Here is a 21,200-nt window from a genome sequence, read left to right on the forward strand (position 1 = left end):
AATTGCCGACTAATTATTAAAAATATGCTGACTCGCTCGATTTTGATTGCAGCGGCAAACCGAATTATTTGATGACAACTAGGAGATTACCGCATGGCTTTTGTGGTGACTGATAACTGTGTGAAATGTAAGTACACCGACTGTGTTGAGGTGTGCCCGGTTGATTGCTTCTACGAAGGCCCGAATTTTCTGGTAATTCACCCGGATGAATGTATTGATTGCGCGCTGTGTGAACCAGAATGTCCGGCACAGGCGATTTTCTCAGAAGATGAAGTACCGGCTGGTCAGGAACAATACATTGAACTGAACGCGGAACTGGCGGAAGAATGGGTGGATAACAACATCACCGAACAAAAAGACCCGTTACCGGATGCTGAAGAATGGGATGGCGTACCCGACAAGCTGGAACATCTGGAACGCTAACCGAGCAAACTATTGTTGTAGCACGGTGTTTTAGCACCTTCTTCAAAGCATAAAAAAAGCGGAAGCCTTACCAGCTTCCGCTTTTTTATTGTTATAACTTTTATCGCTATAACACCAACTCACAACATGCCGTTAAAACAAACACAATGCGGGAGTTCATTTGCCTCTCCGGCATGCTCAACCGATACCTTGTAATTCGGTTATCAAGCTATCGCCATTAGTATGTCAGCTGGTTGTTTTTTATATCTGCTGCTTAGATTTCACCAAACTCAGATTTTGCCACTCTCAAATTTCACCAAAAAGGGTCATCGCGTTCAGACCTTGTTTTTCCATGATCTCGCGCAGACGCTTCAGAGCTTCAACCTGAATCTGGCGAACACGCTCACGGGTCAGACCAATTTCACGGCCCACATCTTCCAAGGTGCTGGTTTCGTAACCGCGCAGACCGAAGCGACGGGATAATACCTCACGTTGTTTTTCTGGCAGCTCTTCAATCCACTGGCCCAGGTTGGCGTGAATGTCCTGATTCTGCAGCTCTTCACTTGGGTCAGACACACGTTCATCTGCAATGGTATCCAGTACAGACTTGTCAGAGCTTGGACCTAATGGCGTGTCTACCGAAGTAACACGCTCATTCAGCTTCAGCATGCGCTTAACGTCCGCTACCGGCTTTTCTAACAGCTCAGCAATCTCTTCTGCGGTTGGCTCATGATCCAGCTTCTGAGTCAGCTCGCGGGCAGCACGCAGGTAAACATTTAATTCTTTGACTACATGAATCGGCAGACGGATGGTGCGGGTCTGATTCATGATGGCACGTTCGATGGTCTGGCGAATCCACCAGGTTGCGTAGGTTGAGAAACGGAAACCACGCTCCGGATCGAACTTTTCAACGGCACGAATCAGGCCCAGGTTGCCTTCTTCGATCAGATCCAGCAGTGATAAACCACGATTCACGTAACGACGGGAGATTTTTACCACCAGTCGCAGGTTACTTTCGATCATACGACGACGGCCCATTTCGTCACCTTTGCGAGCCAGACGTGCGTAATGCACTTCTTCTTCGGCTGACAATAACGGTGAGAAGCCAATTTCGTTCAGATATAACTGAGTTGCGTCCAGTGCTTTATATGAGGTATCTGCGGCAAAACGTTCGTCTGATTTTGCCTCATCGCCTGACTCTTCAACCAGAGCCAGTGCTTCTACATCTTCAAAAACGTCTTCTTCGCGTAATTCACGTTGTTGTGCTGCCATGTCGTTTCCCGCCTTGTTTAGTGTGATCATCCTGAATCTGAACCGAAACAGATTTCATACCAGAACGATTGATTACTTTTTATCCACTCAAGTCCGGGATTCGGAATCCTTACCTCCGTTTGGCAGGTAAGTGCTTAAGTGGATCAACCGGCTTGCCGTTTTTGCGGATCTCAAAGTGAAGTTTCACTTTGTCGGTACCAGTAGATCCTATTTCGGCAATCTTCTGGCCAGCTTTAACAACGTCTTGTTCACTGACCACAATCCGGCTGGTATGGGCGTAGGCACTGAGGTATGTCTCATTGTGTTTGACGATTACCAGGTTGCCATAACCCCGTAGTCCACGTCCCGCGTAAACTACGGTTCCAGCCGCTGCTGCCAAAACAGATTCACCCAAAGCACCGTCGATATCAATCCCCTTATTCACCGGCTTTTTGGTCGAAAAACGGCTAATTAAACGACCGTTCACTGGCCACATCCACTTTGCATTCGAAGTGCTGGCAGCAGTAAGTGGCGCGCTATGACTGTTTTTAACTTCAGGCTGAGATTTGACGGTGTTCGGCACTGGTGGTTTTGACGGTTTTTCGACACTGCGACTGGCCTGAGTCGTCTTAGGCCTTGGTACATTACGAACGTCAATTTTTTGTCCTGGGTAGATGGTATAGGGGGCTGATATCGAGTTAGTGTTTGCTAACGTTCTAAAGTCTAGCCCGTAGCGCCAGGCAATCGAGAACAAGGTCTCACCTTTTTTCACATGATGGAATCCCGGCGTCTTTTCCTCACTACTGAACTTTCTTTCAACTGAAACAAAATCTCGACTGGAGAGGCATCCTGTTACGAGTGTAACTAACATGACTAATATGACAGGGGAGGTAATTTTCATGATTGCCCATAGATGGTTATTTTTTGACACTCAGAAACGACAGCTTTTTGTTTTGTGACGAATTCCACGCTCTTTCTAACCATTCAAAATTAAAATTAAAATAGTTATTCCAAAAAACTCTAAAAAAAAGAATTTTTTTACTCCAAAAGATCTTTCTATACGCTAGTCATACGCTCAGATACAAAAAAGCGGCAGAACTAACCTGCCGCTTCATTCTTTTACTGAACACTTGTTTGCATATTTTTCAAACAGCAACTACCGCTTTCATCAACGTGATTGTGCCACTTTTTCTAATATAAGCACGCATGCAGCACCAACAATCATCAAAGCAGCGGCAACAATGATGGCATCGACTGGCTGCTCAAGCGGCAAAATATTGCTCTGCAGGAAAGGAACTTCCTCTCCTTTGGAGTTGATCCGAGTACTGATCGTTTCTTTCCAGGGCCAGACTTTTGTCAGTGAGCCCAACATAAACCCGGTCAAGAGTGAGAACATGACATCTTTATAATGATGCAAGCACCAACTGAGAATACGGGAAAACACCAGCAGGCCAACCCCAGCACCACCAGCAAACAACACCATGACACCAAGATCCAGCGCTTTTAATGCACTCAGAACCGGTTCATACAGGCCCATCAGCAGCAGAATAAAGCTGCCGGAAATCCCAGGCAGAATCATGGCACAAATAGCAATACTCCCAGCACCAAACAGAACCAACGGCGTCGGCTCAAGTGAGGACGGCGATGCCAGGCTGATGCCCGCTGCGATGATAATACCTGCAAGTAACGTCATTCCTTTACGGAGGTTCCAGCCCCGAATCTCTTTGCCGATATGCCAGCTGGAGGCAATGATCAAACCAAAGAAGAAAGACCATAATAATTCCGGCTGTGTCAGTAATAAGTAATGCAGCACTTTCGCCAAGGATAACAACGCCAGTAATACACCACTGCCTAATACCAGCAGAAAGGTACCATTAATAGCTTGCCAGGCCGCCTTTGGCCCCTGCTTAAACAAGGTTTGCAGCGCATTCAGATTAATGCTTTTAATCGAATCCAGCAGCTCGGTATAGATGCCGGTAATAAAGGCGATTGTGCCACCAGACACACCGGGAACTACATCTGCCGCTCCCATAGCAATGCCTTTCAGAAACAGCCATAGGTGCTTCATAAGGTTTCCTTAAAGGTAAAAGTGATAAATATGTACCGGCTAATTGAGAGCCTTAACGCTGAACGCCCGACAAAAACGGTACAAAACGCGCTGGCTCCAATGTTTTCCGTGAGAAGTGATTGCCCCGACGGGTGATCAACACCAGCTTTTGCTCTTCCGTACCCACTGGCAATACCAGACGGCCACCCTCTGCCAACTGATCCAACAGAGACTGAGGGACGTCTTCCGGTGCTGCCGCAGCCAGAATACCGTCATACGGGCCATGCTCAGGCCAGCCCCAGGTACCATCCGATAATGCCAGCGTGACATTACGCATTTGTAACGCCTCCAGACGCATGGCCGCCTTTTTATGCAAAGCTTCAATGCGCTCAACACTGTATAAATGCGTCACTAACGGGCTGAGCACCGCTGTCTGGTAGCCGGAGCCAGTACCAATTTCCAAGACTTTATTCAGCGGGCCAGCCGCCAATAGTACTTCGGTCATACGTGCAACGGTGTAGGGTTGAGAGATCGTCTGACCATTACCAATCGGCAGCGCGGTATCTTCATACGCACGATGGGCTAAAGCTTCATCAATAAAAAAGTGACGCGGCGTGGTGGCAATCACCTGTAACACGTCATCGTTTTTAATACCGGATTCCCGCAACCGATCCACCAGACGATTACGGGTACGTTGTGAGGTCATGCCAATGCCGGCGAAATATTTTTCGTTCACGACGGTTATCCACCCATTCCATTCTGCTGACCAATCAATGTCTGTAGCTGCTCAGCAACATCCGTTTGGGCCGTATGTAAGGTCATATCCATATGGATAATGCTGATGGAAACCTGTTGCTGCTTTATCGCATAAAAGTCGGTGCCTTCTCCTGCATCGGCGGCATCACCCGCGGCAGAGATCCAGTAACACTCCTTGCCACGCGGGTTGGTGGTTAACACCGGATTATCGGAACGCTGACGATGGCCCAGACGGGTGACAACAAATCCCTGCAATTGCTCATAGGGAAGATCCGGCACATTGATATTAATCACAGAGTTGGCAGGCAGCGCCAGTTGTTCAACATGTGGCAACAACTCAATAATGACCCGTGCCGCCGTGACAAAATGTTGTTTACCAACCAGAGACACCGCAATTGGGGTTTTCCCCAGGAAGCGCCCTTCCATTGCGGCTGCTACCGTGCCGGAATACAGCACATCATCGCCCAAATTGGCTCCAGCGTTGATACCGGAAATCACACGCTCACATTCGCCATCAAAAAAAGCGTTCACACCCAGATGAACACAATCCGTCGGCGTACCGTTGATGCTGATAAAGCCGTTATCGAGATGAGTGGGATGTAGCGGCCGATCCAGTGTTAATGAATTGCTGGCACCGCTGCGATCACGGTCGGGGGCAACGACATGAATCTGATGACCTTGTTGTTCCAATGTTTGCGCCAGTGTTCTCAGGCCCGGTGCATGTACACCATCATCATTGGAAAGCATCAGTTTCATGATTATGTCTCTGTTCGTAAAAAACTATTTATCGTCGGTTTATGGTTTATCGTCGGTGCGTGGCTTGTTGTCAGTTTGCCAAGCGGGTGTCTTCTCTAATGGAGATAACAACTCACGAATGACAGACGTTGCATAATACCCACTTGGCAAAGAAAAGCAGAGCGTTAAATCGTCTCCACTGGTGCCTTGCCAAGCCGGATCACCACTGGCCGCCATTTCAGAGTCTGATACCGACCATTGCCAGGTAAAGTTCTCCACCCCAGCGATCACAGCCCGACGTTCCTGATTTAATCCACGATGTTCGAGGCCATCACAGATATCGGCATACCGCTCAGCGATTTCAGTCTCCAGTGCCAATACATCGCCTTGGGTTTGCAATCGGCCTCGCCCCCATAACGGCGCGGTCGGAATTGCCTGACCATTAAGCTGTTGTTCGGCGGCAATATCGTCTTCAGAAACCTGAGAATAAGTTTGCTGCTGAATACGAGCAGCGACAACTTCGTTAAAAATTAAAGAGCGCGCCGCCGATAAATAAATGCTTTTTTTACTGCGGTTTTTAACGCTGGCTTCTCCCGTCAACATCTGCCGTGCGGCTTCAATATTGCCGCCATTATGGCCGAAGCGCTGCTCGCCAAAATAATTGGGTACACCGCCTTGTTTTACGGCTTCCAGATTACGTTCCAGTGCGGCTTTATCACCACCTTCTCGATAACTGATATCACGTAAACGAATCTCGAAACGATTGCCCAGTAATTCGCCACGGCGTAATTTTTTCGAATGACGGGTTACCTGAAGAATACGGATTTGTTCGCCATCTTCATTTTTTTCAATTGAAGAAAAATCCGGCTCACCGTTGGGCAAACGCACCAGCGGTAAATAAATACTGAACCACTGGCGGGTAATGGCATGACGATCTTTTAAACCGGCGTAACCCACATCCATTTCTTTAACACCTACCAGCTCAGCCAATTGTTTGGCAATCCAACCGGTATTTACACCGTTTTTTTCAATTTCCAGCCAGATATGTTCGCCCTCACCACAGGGTAAGCTCAGTGGAATCTCTACCACTTTGAAGTCCTGGTTATGACATTTCAGCCAACCAGTGGCGTGGGTATCCGGATAGAGTTTGGGCCAAACGGGTAATGCAGATTCAGTCATGTCATTGATTCTTTATTCGGCTGCCAGCAATAACGCCACAGCGTGTGTCGAGATACCTTCTTTACGGCCTTCAAAACCCAGTTTTTCAGTGGTTGTGGCTTTGACGTTCACATCGTCGAGGCGAACCTGTAAATCCGCTGCGATATGTTCGCGCATCGCCTGGATATGAGGTGCCATTTTGGGTGCCTGAGCAATGATAGTGATATCCACATTACCCACGCGGTAACCTTTATCACGAATTAAACCGACCACATGACGTAATAAAACCCGGCTGTCAGCACCGGAGTAGGCATCATCAGTATCAGGGAAATGTTTGCCAATATCACCTAACGCTGCTGCGCCCAATAATGCATCCGCTAATGCATGCAAAGCGACGTCACCATCTGAATGTGCAATCAGACCTTTTTCATAAGGGATTTGTAGGCCACCCAGGGTAACAAACTCCCCTTCACCAAATTTATGAACATCAAAACCGTGGCCAATACGCATAATCTGATCTCTGTTTTATTCAGTATGGTTAATCAATTTAAGACTGGTTTAAGGACTGAGCTAAAAACAGCTCAGCCAGTGCCAGATCTTCCGGACGGGTCACTTTAATATTATCGGATCGGCCTGCGACGAGTAATGGCTGCTTGTTAACCTGCTCCATCGCAGAAGCTTCGTCGGTCACTTCCAGATGATTCTGCAAACAGAATTCCAGTGCCTGTTTTAATTCAGCGTAACGAAATACCTGCGGCGTTAATGCGTGCCAGAGTTGGTCACGCTCAACCGTGTGATCAATGGTGATGGTTCCATCCGGCTGTTTAATGCCACGTTTCATGGTATCGCGTGTCGGAGACGCTAAGATCGCGCCGCAAGCCCCGGTATTGTTGATGGCTGAATTTTCTACTGCCGAAAACAGCGCATCTAAATCTGAGTGATGCAAACACGGGCGAGCCACATCATGCACGGCAACCCAGTCATCTTCAGCAGCCATGCCTTCCAGTGCCCGCAAGCCGTTTAAAACCGAATAACAACGCTCGCTGCCGCCCGGCGCACGAATGATGCGTGGATCATTGGCAAATGCACTGTCCGGCCAATAGGGGTCGGTTTCAGATAACACCAGCACCAGCTGCTCAAACTTTGGATAACTCAACATCAGTCGCAAAGTATGATCCATCAGAAACTGATCATGTAACGGCAAGTATTGCTTAGGGCGATCGGCCTGCATCCGGCTGCCAACACCGGCAGCGGGTAAAATTGGCCAGCATTTAGGTGAAGCTTTTGAGGAAGCCGAATTTAAAGAGTTGTTCGTGTTGGTCATTTTTTGGCGGGATCAACAAAGAGAATAAAGGTTTCACCTTCACGAATTAAACCCAGATCTTCGCGGGCTTTTTCTTCAAGAATTTCATTACCGGTTTTTAAATCTCTGACTTCAGCCATTAATGCACGGTTCTGATTTTGCTGAACCTCATTATCCTGCTGTAGTTGTTCGATTTTTTGCTGCAGTTCGTTACTGGCAACCAGACCAGTATCATCAAACCACAACCGATAGAGGAGGATCAGCAGTAATGCTGCAGGTATTAAGGTGTAAATCAGCCAGCGCATTTTCCCTCCTTTTAAAGATTTCCTAAATAGGGAAAGAGGTTACTTATATATTCTTAGCCACCGGATCGGTGGGCCATCCATGGCCCTCGATCCTACCGCGACATCCTGTCGCTGTTTTAAGAATATATAAACAACCTCTTTCTTATTTTTTGCTAACACCTCAGCTTGAATGTCTGAGCGTTAGCGAGGCCGTTGTCGCAAGGCAAAAAAGATCTCAAACGCGGAGCTTATTGAAATAAGTGAGCATTTTGAGATTTTTTTTAACGCCGCGACAACAACGCAGCTAGCTCAGATTATTGGCCTTTAATTTCTTTCAGACCATTGTACGGTGCTTTTGCGCCCAGCTGCTCTTCAATACGCAGCAGACGGTTGTACTTAGCAACACGGTCAGAACGACACAAAGAACCCGTCTTAATCTGACCAGCACAAGTACCAACAGCCAGATCAGCAATGGTTGTGTCTTCGGTTTCACCAGAACGGTGAGAAATCACAGCCGTGTAACCCGCGTCTTTCGCCATCTTAATCGCTTCCAGAGTTTCGGTCAGAGAACCGATCTGGTTGAACTTGATCAGGATAGAGTTCGCGATATCTTTTTCGATACCTTCTTTCAGGATCTTGGTGTTGGTCACGAACAGGTCGTCTCCCACCAGCTGTACTTTAGCGCCCAATTTTTCGGTCTGGTACTTCCAGCCATCCCAGTCAGATTCGTCCTGACCGTCTTCGATAGAAACGATTGGGTACTGGTCACACAGTTCTGCCAGATAGTCAGAGAACTCTTCAGCAGAGAATACTTTGCCTTCACCTTTCAGGTCGTACTTGCCGTCAACGTAGAATTCAGAAGAGGCACAGTCCAGAGCCAGCGTAGTGTCTTTACCCAGCTCGTAACCAGCGTTAGCAACGGCTTCTTTAATTGCAGCCAGAGCATCAGCGTTAGAAGCTAAGTTAGGAGCAAAACCACCTTCGTCACCAACAGCAGTGTTCAGGCCCTGAGAAGACAGCACTTTTTTCAGGCTGTGGAAGATTTCAGCACCAGCGCGCAGCGCTTCAGCGAACGTTGGAGCTCCCACTGGCTGCACCATAAATTCCTGAATATCAACGTTGTTATCTGCGTGCTCACCACCGTTGATGATGTTCATCATTGGTACTGGCATAGAGTACTGGCCAGCAGTACCGTTGATGTCAGCGATGTGTTCGTACAGCTCAACACCTTTAGCAGTTGCAGCTGCTTTAGCCGCCGCCAGAGATACAGCAAGGATCGCGTTGGCACCTAAGTTAGCTTTGTTGTCAGTACCGTCTAGCTCCAGCATTTTGTTATCCAAAGCACGTTGATCAGTACCGTCCATGCCCACCAGTGCAGACTTGATAGTAGTGTTTACGTTTTCAACCGCTTTCAGAACACCCTTGCCCAGGTAGCGGCTTTTATCGCCATCACGCAGTTCCAGTGCTTCACGAGTACCGGTCGATGCACCACTTGGCGCACAAGCAGTACCAAAGAAACCACCTTCCAGAGTCACGTCTGCTTCGATGGTTGGGTTACCACGGGAATCCAGAACTTCGCGTGCTTTGATGTCGATAATGTTAGCCATGCTATTTTAATCTCCGTAAAAAAATCTTATTTGTCAGCCTGATCAATGGCTGCGTTAATAAATGCTTTAAACAGTCCGTGTCCATCACGTGGTGTAGACGTAAACTCAGGGTGGAACTGACAACCCACAAACCAAGGGTGATCAGCAACCTCAACCACTTCGACCAGATCGCCATCAATGGAGCGACCGGCAATGCGTAAACCCGCTTTTTCCAGCTCTGCGATCATGGTGGCATTCACCTCATAACGGTGACGGTGACGCTCAACAATGACATCAGAACCATAAGCCAGCGCGGTATTCGACCCTTCGGTCAGACGACACTCCTGGCCACCCAGTCGCATCGTACCACCCAGGTCAGAATTTTCAGTACGGGTTTCGGTGTTACCCGACGCATCCGTCCATTCGGTAATCAAACCAACAACCGGATGTTGAGTGCCACTGCTGAATTCCGAAGAATGCGCATCTTCCCAGCCAACAACGTTACGGGCAAATTCAATCACCGCACTCTGCATCCCCAGGCAGATCCCCAGGAATGGCACTTTGTTTTCGCGAGCGTACTGAACCGTTTTGATCTTGCCTTCCACACCGCGGTTACCAAAACCACCCGGAACCAGAATCGCATCTTTGCCTTTAAGAATATCGGTGCCTTTGCGCTCGACATCTTCAGCATCGATGTAATCAATTTTCACTTTTACTTTATGGTGGATGCCGGCGTGATCAATCGCTTCGATCAAAGACTTATATGCGTCTAGTAGCTCCATGTATTTGCCAACCATGGCGATATTAATTTCACGCTCAGGGTTCAGCTTGGCATCCGCAACGTCCGCCCATTCGGACAGATCCGCTTCGTTGCAGGTTAAATCAAACTTTTCAACGATGTACTCATCCAAGCCAGCCTTATTCAGCATCGCCGGGATTTTATAAATGGTGTCGGCATCTTCCAGCGGAATCACGGCACGCTCTTCCACATTGGTGAACAAAGCAATTTTACGCAGGGAAGAGGCATCAATGGTGTGATCGCTGCGACAGATCAGGATGTCTGGCTGCAGACCAATGGTACGCATCTCTTTTACCGAGTGCTGAGTCGGCTTGGTTTTAGTTTCGCCTGCTGTCGCAATGTAAGGAACCAGCGTCAGGTGCATCGACAATGCACGCTTGGAACCCAGCTCTACCTTCATCTGACGAACCGCTTCCAGGAATGGCTGAGATTCGATATCACCCACAGTACCGCCAATTTCCACCAGCGCTACATCGGCACCTTCAGCACCTTCTAAGACACGACGCTTGATCTCGTCCGTGATGTGCGGAATTACCTGAACGGTACCGCCGAGATAATCACCACGACGCTCTTTGGCTAACACGTCGGTGTAAATACGGCCGGTAGTGAAGTTATTACGACGTGACATCTTGGTACGAATGAAACGCTCATAGTGACCAAGGTCCAAATCGGTTTCAGCACCATCTTCGGTTACGAATACTTCACCGTGTTGGAACGGGCTCATGGTGCCCGGGTCCACGTTAATGTATGGATCCAGCTTGAGCATGGTTACCTTGAGGCCACGCGCCTCCAGAATAGCAGCCAAAGAAGCAGAAGCGATGCCTTTCCCCAAAGAAGAAACAACACCACCCGTGACAAAGATAAAACGTGTCATAGAAGGTCCGCAGAACGAGAAGATGAATATATTTTGGAAGACTTTAAGGTCACTCCCCCTGCTGGGAAAGGGCCGTCAAAGCTTCACTCAAGATGGGAGGGCAGGATACCAGAAGAGGTATTCGGGGTAAATTTCTTTGCGTGTTTTTTCGTGTACATTTATGGCACAGCCGCGCTGCTTTCGCCCGGCTGCACCTGAGGTTTCGCTTACTTCCTCAAAACCACCCGATAACGTGGGCTGCCGTTTTCCAGATGCTCAATGGCTTTGTTCACATCCGCCATATCAAATACCTCCACTTTTGGCGCGATATCATGACGCTCAGCAAAGTCCAGCATTTGCGCAATCACGGCCGGGCTGCCAACTGGCGACGAGGAAATACTGCGTTGCCCGCCCATCAGTGCAAACACGCTCACCGCGACCGGTTCCAGTACCGCCCCCACCAGATGCAAACGGCCACGTGGCTTCAACGTGTTGATATAACCATTCCAGTCCAGAGACACATTCACGGTGGATAAAATCAGATCAAAACTACCCGCCGCTGCTTTCAGTGCTTCACTGTCACGCGAATCGAGTGTGTGATGCGCACCCAGCTCCAGAGCTTCCTGACGCTTGGCCTCCGATGAGGTAAAAGCCGTTACCTCACAACCCCAGGCATTCAGAAACTGCAATGCCAGATGGCCTAAACCACCAATGCCCACCACCCCCACACGGGCAGTTGGTTTCACATCAAACTGCACCATCGGGTTGTAAACCGTGATGCCACCACAAAACAGTGGCCCGGCTTGTTCACTATCCAGCCCTTCCGGCAATGCCACCACACTGGTGGCTTGTGCGCGAACCTTATCAGCAAAACCACCATGGCGACCAATAATGGTGCCCTGGACGGAGGAGCACAGATTATGATCACCTTCGGTACAGGTTTGGCAGTCATTGCAGTAGCCCGCATGCCAACCTAAACCAACACGATCGCCGACGTTGAACTTGCTGACGTGTTTGCCAACGGCGGAAATTTTACCCGCCACTTCATGGCCGGGAACAAACGGATATTGAGTAATACCCCATTCATTATTCAGCATGCTCAGATCACTGTGACAAATGCCGCAATATTCAACGTCAATTTCAACATCGTGATCAGCCAATGGGCCAGGGTCGTATTCAAACGGTTTCAGCTCGCCACCGGCTTCTGTCGCTGCATAGGCTTTAATCATGGTTATTCTCCAATTAAGAACTGCAAATCAGCTGCTATGGGAACAACAATAGAAGGGAACAAAGAAGAAGAAAAGCAACGCACTGTTGCTTATAAATGATAAAACTCATACTCAGGGAGTTCCGAAAACCGGAAGCCACCCGAGCATGAGTATAAAAGCACGAATAAAGTCAGCTAAATTAACGCTGCTCAGCGGATACCTGAGTCGCCGATACTTTTACTTCAATACGACGGTTACGCTTAGCCGCTGCTGCCGTACCAGAGGTATCCAGTAAACGACTTTCGCCATAGCCTTTTGCAGTCAGGCGTGATGCATCGACACCATACTGCTCAATCAACAAGGTACGGACGGCTTCGGCACGCTGCTGTGAAAGTTTCTGGTTATAAGAGGCTGCGCCGCCAGCAGAAGAATGACCTTCAACTTCTGCGTTTGCTTTACCAAAACGCTTCATAAATGCCGCAAACTCTGCAAACTGAGGGTCATTCGGGTTCGCCACTTCAACACTGTTGTTAGCGAAATTAACGTTCAGAGCAACTGATACTTCCTGTTCAGTCAGCACACTACAGCCATCAGCACCCACCTTATCAGTTGCTGGCGTGTCGGCACACTTATCCATTTCATCAGCGATGCCATCAGCATCAGAGTCGATCACTGCTGCAGCTGTAGAAGCGACCACCGCACAACCAGCAGCATCGACTGCAACACCCGCTTCGGAGCCGGCACATAAATCTTTAGCATCAACAACGCCATCACCATCGGAATCTTTTGTTAACGAATCAGCTTCCGTACCACTGGTTGCTGCAACTGCCGCTGCGCCACCTGCCGCGACAGCAGCTGCAGCGGCATTGTTTCCTTCATCATCAGAGAAACCAAACTTATATGCGATGCCCAGCTTCAGGCCGAAGTCCAATAAGCTTTCATCGATATCCTGATAAGCGGCCACTTCGGTAATACCCTGCCAACGTTCGGACAGTTCCCAGTGTTTACCGAAGCCCAAATCCAGCAATGTGCGCTGTCCTTCGATTTCCTGATGTTTTAAACCGGAGAAAACATACCACTGATCATCCGTCAGGAAATACAGTACATCGGCACCAACGCGGATGCCTTCATCTTCAACATCCAAACCACGGATATCACTTTTCTTGCGGCCTAAGTAGTTTTTTGCCAGTTCAGCACGCACCGCCCAGTCTTCTGATAAGTGCCAGCCCGCTTCGATACCGACACCATTACCGTCTTCCAGGTAACCCGTTGGCTCTGGTTTATTATTATCAGGATTATAATATTCGCCAAAAACACCAACCCAGCCAGCGTTGTCATTAGCCGATACTGCTGGCGCTATTAAAGAAACTGCAATTGCAGAAGAAAGGAATGTTTTTTTCATCATAACCTCCGTTGTTACTTCAGCACATTGTGCCGAAATACTGTGAATAATTTGTGGCGCTATAAAAACGCAAAACATGCGATACGCCAAATAACTACAAGGTCATTTTTCAATTATTTACGACAAAGGGGTCATCAGAGTAAAAATTTAATATTATTTTATTATTCTGAAAAAAGAGAACTCAACCGTTTATATAATCTCAATGCAAAATCCGCAAAAACAGAGATTATTTTTTCCAGGGGTTAACCGGGCTTTTTTCAGAAACAGAAGTTGAAGCAGTTTTCTTCGCAGAAAAGCCTGCCATTTTTTTTATGATGTCAGTAATTTGCTGGTTATTACTACCTTCTTTGTAAGCAATAAATACCGCTTCAACCTGTGCTCTTGCCCAAGGAGTCCGACGCAGAAATTTCAAGCTGGACTTAACACTGGGATTCGATCGAAAACAATTAATACGAACCCAGCCTGATAACGTCTTCCAGCCATAGTGTTCGACCAACTCAGTTAACAATTTTTCAAGCGTTATGCCGTGAAGGTGGTCTGTTTTTCCGGTTGTCATATGTATCTCTTGGGCAGTTAGAATGAAAATGGCCTCTGACATTAACGATTTTCACCGTAACATCAGAGGCCATCAAAATGTTCAACGTAATGGCAGCGCCATTATTTTTTGCGAACGTACAGTACCAGGCTGTGATCCACCAAGTCGAATCCATGCTGCTCAGCAATTTCGTGCTGCAAACGTTCGATCTGCTCATTAGAGAACTCGATAACCGTGCCATCATCAACGTTCACCATATGGTCGTGGTGTTCGCCACGCGCCAATTCAAACACAGAATGGCCACCATCAAAGTTATGACGTTCAACCAGACCAGCACTCTCGAACTGAGTCAGAACCCGGTAAACTGTTGCCAGACCCACGTCTTCCCCGGCATCAATCAGAGAACGGTACACATCTTCCGCGCTCATGTGGGCCTCTGGGTTGCTTTCCAGAATGCTCAGGATTTTTACCCGTGGCAGGGTGACCTTCAGTCCCGCTTTACGCAGCTCCACATTTTGATCGGACATGCTTTCCTCGAATATTTCACAGCCAGTTGTATTATCGGGTATTATCGCTGGTATGAGTCGCCCTTCGCAACTGATAAGCGTTTGCTTGTCAGCTTACTGCGGCGACATACGATTTGCCAATAACGAGTGTATGTATGAGAGCGTCAATTCTGACTGTTTTACTGGGTATTGCAACCCTTGCGGGCTGCGCGTTTCCTGGTGTTTATAAATTGAACGTCCAACAAGGCAACATTGTGACCGACGACATGCTGGCTCAGCTGGAAACAGGCATGACTCAGCGTCAGGTAGAATATGTGATGGGAACACCGGTAGTGAAAACCCCGTATCAACAACAACGCTGGGATTATCTCTACTCTCTGGAACAAAACGACGAAGTCACCAAGCGCTATCATATCCGTGTGTATTTTGATGAACAGGGCATTTATACACATTACGAAGGTCAGCTGCCGGTTGATCCTCTGAAAGAGAAAAAGCAACAGTTGCCAGCTGAGGAAGAACAGGAAAAACCGGTTAAAGCAGAAGGCCTGCTCGCCTCCTGATTACCGTTACATTATTACTTCTTTGTTTTAGCAGCCCGGTTCGCCCGGGCTTGTTTTGGATCGATTAGCAGTGGTCGATAAATTTCAATACGATCACCATCCCGTACCGTATCCGTTTGTGGCGCACGTGACGCCTTACCAAAAATACCGAACTTGGCCTCATCGAGATTCAGCTCCGGAAACTCTTCCAGAATCGGCGATTGCTGTACCGCCTGCAAAATAGTTGAGCCCTCTTCCACCTGCACCGTCAGAATCTTCTGCTTCTCAGGTAAGGCATACGCGACTTCAACTTCAATCATGGCTACGTCATCCATTATTTTCTCCTGATGCTGTCAGTAAACTTGAGCTGCCCGCTTCACAAACGAATCAACCATCATATTTGCGACCTGCTTAAAGACCGCCGCCATTGCCATTGCCTTTACCTTGTTGCCCATTTCGAACTCAAGATCGAGTGATACTTTGCTGGCTTCCTCTGACAAGGCTTCAAACGTCCACACGCCATAAAAGTGACTGAAAGGACCGTCGAGCAAACGCATTTCCATACGTGCCGGGCGCTCCAGTGTGTTATGGGTAGAGAAACTCTGATGAATACCGGCCTTAGAGATGGTTAACTCCGCCTTGATAAAGTCATCGCCCTCATCAATCACATGTGTTTTTTCACAGCCGCTGAGGAATTCAGGATAACGACGAACGTCGTTAACCAGATCAAACATCTGCTCAGCAGTGTGCATTACCAAAGCACTGCGGGTAATCGTGGTCATGGCACCTCACTTATTCAAACGGCATGGCAAACCGATACAAAAACGCCGGAGCGGGAGTATACCCGCTCCGGCGTATCAGAGCATTAAGGCGTTATTTGCTTAGCCAAAAACACCCAAGCCGTTCAGGAAGATGATGCCCACCAGAATTGGTGACACAAAACGAACCATCACACGCCAGATGTTGTAAATAGCCGAGCGACCCTTATCCACTTCCGCAGCGGTGTGGCTTTCTTTCATAAACCAGCCAACAAAAATCGCAATCAGAATACCGCCCAGAGGCAACATGATGTTGGAAGAAACAAAGTCCAGATTATCGAAAATGGTTTTACCGAAGAATTTCACTTCAGCCCATTCATTAAATGACAACACGGTACCAATACCCAGAATCCACGCCAGGCCACAAATCACAACCGTTGCCTGTACACGGCTCAAACCACGCTCAACCGCCCAGGCGACTGCTGGTTCGGCAATTGAAATCGCCGAACTCCAGGCCGCAATGGCAACCAGCACAAAGAACAACACACCCAGAATGTCACCACCCGGCAGACCACCCAGAGCCAGAGGGAAAGTCACAAACATCAGACCCGGGCCAGCACCTGGCTCAAGGTTGTTGGTAAATACGATAGAGAACACAATGATACCGGCAACCAGCGCCACCAGCGTATCGAGGAAACCAACGGTTAACACGGTTTTACCCAGCGACTCTTTTTCTGGCATGTACGCGCCATACGCCATGATGGCACCCATACCCAGAGACAGGGTAAAGAAGGAGTGACCCAGAGCAACCACCACGCTTTCGCCGGTTAACTTGCTGAAGTCAAAGTCGAACAGGAAATGTAATGCCTGAGTGAAACCTTCGGTTGTCATGGCATAACCCAACAACAGGATCAGCATAATAAACAGCATTGGCATCAGAACACGAATGGTGTTTTCCAACCCTTTGTTCACACCCCGTGCAATCACAAAGGCGGTCAGAACCATAAAGATGGTGTGGTAGACCGTCAGCATCACCGGGTTAGCTAACAGTTCGTTAAACACAGCACCAGCTTTATCACCATCGGCACCAGCGAAGGTACCTGCCGCCATCTCACCGATGTATTCCAGTGTCCAGCCAGCAATCACACTGTAAAAAGACAAAATAAAGAAACCAGCCAGTGCACCCATCCAACCGATAACACGGAAGAACTTAGGCGCATCGTATTCACTGGTCATCGATTGCATTGCATGAATCGGACTCAGGCGTGTCTTACGACCAATCAACACCTCTGCCAACATGACCGGGATACCCGCTGCCAGAATACACAGTAAGTACATCAGTACAAACGCACCACCACCATTTTCACCGGTGATATACGGAAACTTCCAGATATTCCCCAAGCCCACAGCAGAACCCGTCGCGGCCAGAATAAAGGTCCAGCGATTGTTCCAAATGCCGTGCATTCCCCGTTTATCGTTATTCATAATTTTATTATCCGTTATGCGGTTACGATTCATTCAATTCGGGGCGTATTGTTAAAGATTTGTTATGTCTGCTCAAGCACGAATCCACGCTTTCTGATTAAAAAAAGGACAATAGTAACCTGGTAAACCAGATAGTCAGGTTTTAATTCCAAACATGCTTTCAGAGGAATGAAAAGGTCAGTCCAATCAAAGACTTATCCACAAACGCTCGCCAAGGCTTACCAGCCACAGCATCCTCCTCTATAATGGCGCCCATGAGCAAAAAGAAACCAAAGCCAAGTGGCAATACCATTGCCCTGAATAAAAAAGCCCGCCACGATTATTTTATCGAAGATAAGCTCGAAGCTGGCATTGCCCTGACAGGTTGGGAAGTCAAAGCCCTGCGCCAGGGCAAAGTGCAGCTGGTCGACAGCTACATTGTTTTTCACAAAGGTGAGGCCTGGCTGACCGGCGCATTAATCACGCCGTTAAAAGAAGCATCGACTCACGTCATCTGTGAACCCCGTCGTGAACGTAAGTTGTTGATGCACCGTAAAGAGCTGGATCGCCTGCAACAGAAAATCGCAGCTAAAGGTCATACCTGCGTGTGCACAGCACTGTACTGGAAAGGCCCGAATGTGAAAGCCGAAGTGGCACTGGCCAAAGGTAAGCAGAACCACGACAAACGTGCGGCAACCAAAGACAAAGACTGGAACAAACAAAAAGAACGCCTGATGAAGCATTCAGTACGCTAACGTGCTAATATCTAAGGCGTTTTTCACTACTAAGTGGATCGCGGGTTGAATTTTTCAGTCTCGCCACCATTTAAGTAGTACGTCGTCAGGTTAGAGACTGATGACACCATGCTGGTAAGCACAAGAATTCGGGGATGATTAGGATTCGACGTTGATTACAAAGCTATGGATGCATGTCGAGAGCGTACGGTGATCTCGTAAATAAACGCTGTACATTAGTTATAGTCGCAAACGACGAAAACTACGCACTAGCGGCATAAGCCCGCTTACACCAGAACTCGGGTGGCTATAGCCGGGGGACGGTGGCATCGTCTTATAGCCTCGCCTCGCGGACTTCGCTCGTAGTCCAACAGGTTAAAACTTAATCGAGACAGCTCTAAACACCCTGCCCCTCGGGTCGTGATGAGTTAAATGAATAGAGACGGCTAAGCATGTAGATTCTCTAGTGGAGGATTGGCGGACGGGGGTTCAAATCCCCCCATCTCCACCACACAAAGAACCCTCGACGTTAAAACGTCGGGGGTTTTTTATTGGCTGAAATCTGGATTATAAAGACACATGGCAACCGAGGCCGGACTGGTGGGATGGGGGGATTTGAACCCCCGTCCACAATACGGAAACCTACGATACAACCAACCTTTCATCACACAATCATTAGAAAATCTCACCTTAAATTGAATTAATATCGTTTTTACTCATAAATAGATCCGCGTATAAATCACACTTAACAGTGCAGTTAACAACGCACCTCCAGATTTATCTTCCTACTGGATACCGGATCATGAATAACGAATTCAACAGCGGCTTTACCGGCAGCAACTTTAACTACAGCATCAAAAAAATCCGCTTCAACGAAAGCTACCAACCCGCCGATGGTACCCGCATTACCACTAACTTCGCTAACCTGGCACGTGGCGACAGTCGCGAACAGAACCTGCGCAATGCACTAAGGATGGTGAATAGCCGCTTTAACGCACTGACCCCCTGGGATAACCCAAAAGGTGATCGCTATTCTGTGGAGCTGGAAATTGTTTCGGTAGATATCGATATCGCGGGCACAGGAGAAACCTTTCCGACCATTGAGATATTAAAAACCAATATTGTTGATCACCAAACCAACAAACGTATTGAAGGCATTGTCGGGAATAACTTCTCATCGTACGTGCGTGATTACGATTTCAGCGTGTTATTGCCAGATCACAACAAAAATCAGCCTAAGTTCACGATTCCGGATAACTTCGGTGATTTACACGGTAAATTATTTCAAGACTTTGTGCATTCAAAAACCTACCAGCAACACTTCAGTAAACCACCGGTTATTTGTTTGAGTGTTTCCGACAATAAGGTGTATCAGCGAACAGAAAACCAACATCCGATATTGGGTGTGGAATACCTGCCAAATGAATCGTCTCTGACCGAGCAGTATTTTAAAAAGATGGGCCTTGAGGTGCGTTACTTTATGCCACCGAACAGCGTTGCCCCACTGGCGTTTTATTTCTTTGGTGACTTGCTGACGGATTACACCAATCTGGAGCTGATCAGTACCATCAGTACCATGGAAACCTTCCAGAAAATTTATCGCCCGGAAATTTACAACGCCAACGCCGTTGCTGGAACTCGTTATCAACCGAATTTAAAACACCCGGATCATTCACTAACTCAAATCGTGTATGACCGGGTAGAACGCAGCCAGCTGGCGATAAAACAAGGCAAGTTTGCCGAAGAAAACTTTATTAAACCGTTCCAGATATTACTGGATCAATGGTCTGAAAATCACGTGTTATAAGGCCTGATAAAAAATATGAAAACGCTATTGCCCACGTCAACCGCTGGCAGCTTACCAAAACCCTCCTGGCTGGCAGAGCCGGAAACACTCTGGTCGCCCTGGAAGCTGGAAGGTGAAGAATTAATTGCTGCTAAAAAGGATGCACTTCACGTCACATTGCAGGAGCAGACGCAAACCGGAGTCGATATCATCAGTGATGGTGAACAAACCCGTCAGCATTTTGTCACCACTTTTATCGAACACCTGAGTGGTGTTGACTGGCAGAACAAAAAAACGGTTTTCATCCGCAACCGCTACGATGCAGAAGTACCAGGCATTGTAGGCCCGGTGTCACGCCAAAAACCGGTATTTGTTGCAGACGCAAAATTCTTACGTTCACAAACGAATCAGCCAATTAAATGGGCCTTACCCGGCCCAATGACCATGGTCGACACCTTGTATGATGATTATTACAAAGATCGTAAAACGCTGGCGTTTGAATTTGCCAAGGCGCTGAATCAGGAAGCAAAAGAACTGGAAGCGGCAGGTGTTAATATTATTCAGTTCGACGAGCCAGCGTTTAACGTGTTTCTTGATGACGTCGTTGATTGGGGCATCGAAGCACTGGAAAAAGCCACCGAAGGTTTAAAGTGCGAAACCGCTGTTCATATTTGTTACGGCTATGGCATTAAGGCCAATACCGACTGGAAAAAAACACTCGGGGATGAATGGCGTCACTACGAAAAAACCTTCCCGGCACTGCAACAATCATCCATCGATATTATTTCACTGGAATGCCACAACGGCCGGGTACCGTTCGAAGTATTGGAACTGATTCGGGGTAAAAAAGTCATGGTAGGTGCAATCGATGTCGCCACAGATACAATCGAAACTCCAGACGAGGTTGCCGCCACTCTGCGTGAAGCGTTGAAATACGTTAATGCGGATAAACTCTACCCTTGTACCAACTGCGGCATGGCGCCATTAGCGCGAGATATTGCACGCGAGAAGCTGAAAGCACTGAGTGCCGGAACGGAAATTGTTCGTCAGGAATTAACATCCGCAGCTAAGATTTGAACAAGCTGAGGCGAGCA

At 47.9% G+C, this 21,200-nt stretch carries 22 protein-coding genes, 1 other RNA gene and 1 pseudogene; 6 read left to right on the forward strand and 18 right to left on the reverse strand.

Going from position 1 to position 21,200, the window contains the following annotated elements:
* Nucleotides 1-93 precede the first annotated feature (93 nt).
* The gene (gene fdxA / locus KFF03_RS13945; protein ID WP_255857529.1) at nucleotides 94-423 is read left to right on the forward strand and encodes a ferredoxin FdxA; all 330 of its coding nucleotides are present in this window, start codon (nucleotides 94-96) and stop codon (nucleotides 421-423) included.
* Nucleotides 424-708: 285 nt separating this feature from the next.
* Here fdxA and rpoS read toward each other — a convergent pair whose 3' ends face one another.
* The 15 genes and pseudogenes from rpoS to fur form a co-directional block, all read right to left on the reverse strand.
* Nucleotides 709-1,674, reverse strand: coding sequence for an RNA polymerase sigma factor RpoS (rpoS, locus tag KFF03_RS13950; protein ID WP_255857530.1), 966 nt, complete (start codon nucleotides 1,672-1,674; stop codon nucleotides 709-711).
* Between the two features lie 109 nt (nucleotides 1,675-1,783).
* Nucleotides 1,784-2,554 (reverse strand): peptidoglycan DD-metalloendopeptidase family protein, encoded by a 771-nt coding sequence (locus tag KFF03_RS13955; RefSeq protein ID WP_255857531.1) that lies wholly within the window; start codon nucleotides 2,552-2,554, stop codon nucleotides 1,784-1,786.
* Nucleotides 2,555-2,821: 267 nt separating this feature from the next.
* Nucleotides 2,822-3,721, reverse strand: coding sequence for a DUF368 domain-containing protein (locus KFF03_RS13960; RefSeq protein WP_255857532.1), 900 nt, complete (start codon nucleotides 3,719-3,721; stop codon nucleotides 2,822-2,824).
* A gap of 52 nt (nucleotides 3,722-3,773) precedes the next feature.
* The gene (locus tag KFF03_RS13965) at nucleotides 3,774-4,406 is read right to left on the reverse strand and encodes a protein-L-isoaspartate(D-aspartate) O-methyltransferase (RefSeq protein ID WP_255860926.1); all 633 of its coding nucleotides are present in this window, start codon (nucleotides 4,404-4,406) and stop codon (nucleotides 3,774-3,776) included.
* Between the two features lie 35 nt (nucleotides 4,407-4,441).
* Entirely contained in the window at nucleotides 4,442-5,212 is a 771-nt protein-coding gene (gene surE, locus KFF03_RS13970) for a 5'/3'-nucleotidase SurE (protein ID WP_255857533.1), read from the reverse strand.
* Nucleotides 5,213-5,251: 39 nt separating this feature from the next.
* On the reverse strand, nucleotides 5,252-6,370 hold the full coding sequence (gene truD / locus KFF03_RS13975) for a tRNA pseudouridine(13) synthase TruD (protein ID WP_255857534.1): 1,119 nt from the start codon (nucleotides 6,368-6,370) through the stop codon (nucleotides 5,252-5,254).
* Between the two features lie 12 nt (nucleotides 6,371-6,382).
* A complete protein-coding gene (gene ispF, locus KFF03_RS13980; protein WP_304941503.1) occupies nucleotides 6,383-6,859 on the reverse strand; it encodes a 2-C-methyl-D-erythritol 2,4-cyclodiphosphate synthase in 477 nt (158 codons plus the stop codon).
* A gap of 37 nt (nucleotides 6,860-6,896) precedes the next feature.
* Nucleotides 6,897-7,673 carry a 2-C-methyl-D-erythritol 4-phosphate cytidylyltransferase gene (ispD, locus tag KFF03_RS13985; protein WP_255857535.1) on the reverse strand — a complete coding sequence of 259 codons (777 nt, stop codon included), beginning with the start codon at nucleotides 7,671-7,673 and terminating at the stop codon, nucleotides 6,897-6,899.
* Entirely contained in the window at nucleotides 7,670-7,957 is a 288-nt protein-coding gene (locus KFF03_RS13990; protein ID WP_255857536.1) for a septum formation initiator family protein, read from the reverse strand. Before KFF03_RS13990 ends, ispD begins: the two co-directional genes overlap by 4 nt.
* Nucleotides 7,958-8,250: 293 nt before the next feature.
* Entirely contained in the window at nucleotides 8,251-9,543 is a 1,293-nt protein-coding gene (eno, locus tag KFF03_RS13995; protein ID WP_255857537.1) for a phosphopyruvate hydratase, read from the reverse strand.
* A gap of 26 nt (nucleotides 9,544-9,569) precedes the next feature.
* On the reverse strand, nucleotides 9,570-11,195 hold the full coding sequence (locus KFF03_RS14000; RefSeq protein ID WP_255857538.1) for a CTP synthase: 1,626 nt from the start codon (nucleotides 11,193-11,195) through the stop codon (nucleotides 9,570-9,572).
* Between the two features lie 206 nt (nucleotides 11,196-11,401).
* The gene (locus tag KFF03_RS14005) at nucleotides 11,402-12,403 is read right to left on the reverse strand and encodes an NAD(P)-dependent alcohol dehydrogenase (protein WP_255857539.1); all 1,002 of its coding nucleotides are present in this window, start codon (nucleotides 12,401-12,403) and stop codon (nucleotides 11,402-11,404) included.
* Between the two features lie 178 nt (nucleotides 12,404-12,581).
* Nucleotides 12,582-13,787: an OmpA family protein gene (locus KFF03_RS14010; protein ID WP_255857540.1), complete on the reverse strand. Its 1,206-nt coding sequence runs from the start codon at nucleotides 13,785-13,787 to the stop codon at nucleotides 12,582-12,584.
* A gap of 352 nt (nucleotides 13,788-14,139) precedes the next feature.
* Nucleotides 14,140-14,340: pseudogene (locus KFF03_RS14015) on the reverse strand (VF530 family DNA-binding protein); the annotation flags it as partial.
* A gap of 101 nt (nucleotides 14,341-14,441) precedes the next feature.
* Nucleotides 14,442-14,846 carry a ferric iron uptake transcriptional regulator gene (gene fur / locus KFF03_RS14020; protein ID WP_255857541.1) on the reverse strand — a complete coding sequence of 135 codons (405 nt, stop codon included), beginning with the start codon at nucleotides 14,844-14,846 and terminating at the stop codon, nucleotides 14,442-14,444.
* A gap of 134 nt (nucleotides 14,847-14,980) precedes the next feature.
* On the opposite strand from fur, the gene KFF03_RS14025 reads away from it, so the two are divergent.
* Nucleotides 14,981-15,385 (forward strand): outer membrane protein assembly factor BamE, encoded by a 405-nt coding sequence (locus KFF03_RS14025; protein ID WP_255857542.1) that lies wholly within the window; start codon nucleotides 14,981-14,983, stop codon nucleotides 15,383-15,385.
* A 14-nt stretch (nucleotides 15,386-15,399) separates the two neighbouring features.
* Here the strand turns inward: KFF03_RS14025 and KFF03_RS14030 are convergent, their stop codons facing one another.
* The 3 genes from KFF03_RS14030 to KFF03_RS14040 form a co-directional block, all read right to left on the reverse strand.
* Nucleotides 15,400-15,699, reverse strand: a complete 300-nt coding sequence (locus KFF03_RS14030; protein WP_255857543.1) for an RnfH family protein — start codon at nucleotides 15,697-15,699, stop codon at nucleotides 15,400-15,402.
* 18 nt (nucleotides 15,700-15,717) lie between these two features.
* Nucleotides 15,718-16,146 (reverse strand): type II toxin-antitoxin system RatA family toxin, encoded by a 429-nt coding sequence (locus KFF03_RS14035; protein WP_255857544.1) that lies wholly within the window; start codon nucleotides 16,144-16,146, stop codon nucleotides 15,718-15,720.
* Between the two features lie 99 nt (nucleotides 16,147-16,245).
* Nucleotides 16,246-17,607: a sodium-dependent transporter gene (locus KFF03_RS14040; RefSeq protein WP_255857545.1), complete on the reverse strand. Its 1,362-nt coding sequence runs from the start codon at nucleotides 17,605-17,607 to the stop codon at nucleotides 16,246-16,248.
* 254 nt (nucleotides 17,608-17,861) lie between these two features.
* Here KFF03_RS14040 and smpB point away from each other — a divergent pair, with 254 nt between their 5' ends.
* The 4 genes from smpB to KFF03_RS14060 all read left to right on the forward strand — a co-directional run bounded on the left by smpB (nucleotide 17,862) and on the right by KFF03_RS14060 (nucleotide 21,183).
* Nucleotides 17,862-18,341, forward strand: coding sequence for an SsrA-binding protein SmpB (gene smpB / locus KFF03_RS14045; RefSeq protein WP_255857546.1), 480 nt, complete (start codon nucleotides 17,862-17,864; stop codon nucleotides 18,339-18,341).
* Nucleotides 18,342-18,471: 130 nt separating this feature from the next.
* Nucleotides 18,472-18,831, forward strand: a transfer-messenger RNA (tmRNA) gene (gene ssrA / locus KFF03_RS14050).
* A 291-nt stretch (nucleotides 18,832-19,122) separates the two neighbouring features.
* Entirely contained in the window at nucleotides 19,123-20,127 is a 1,005-nt protein-coding gene (locus KFF03_RS14055; protein WP_255857547.1) for a DUF1852 domain-containing protein, read from the forward strand.
* A 15-nt stretch (nucleotides 20,128-20,142) separates the two neighbouring features.
* On the forward strand, nucleotides 20,143-21,183 hold the full coding sequence (locus KFF03_RS14060; RefSeq protein WP_255857548.1) for a methionine synthase: 1,041 nt from the start codon (nucleotides 20,143-20,145) through the stop codon (nucleotides 21,181-21,183).
* The last annotated feature ends 17 nt before the right edge of the window (nucleotides 21,184-21,200 follow it).

The organism is Bacterioplanoides sp. SCSIO 12839 (genome assembly GCF_024397975.1).
GTDB lineage: Bacteria > Pseudomonadota > Gammaproteobacteria > Pseudomonadales > Oceanobacteraceae > Bacterioplanoides.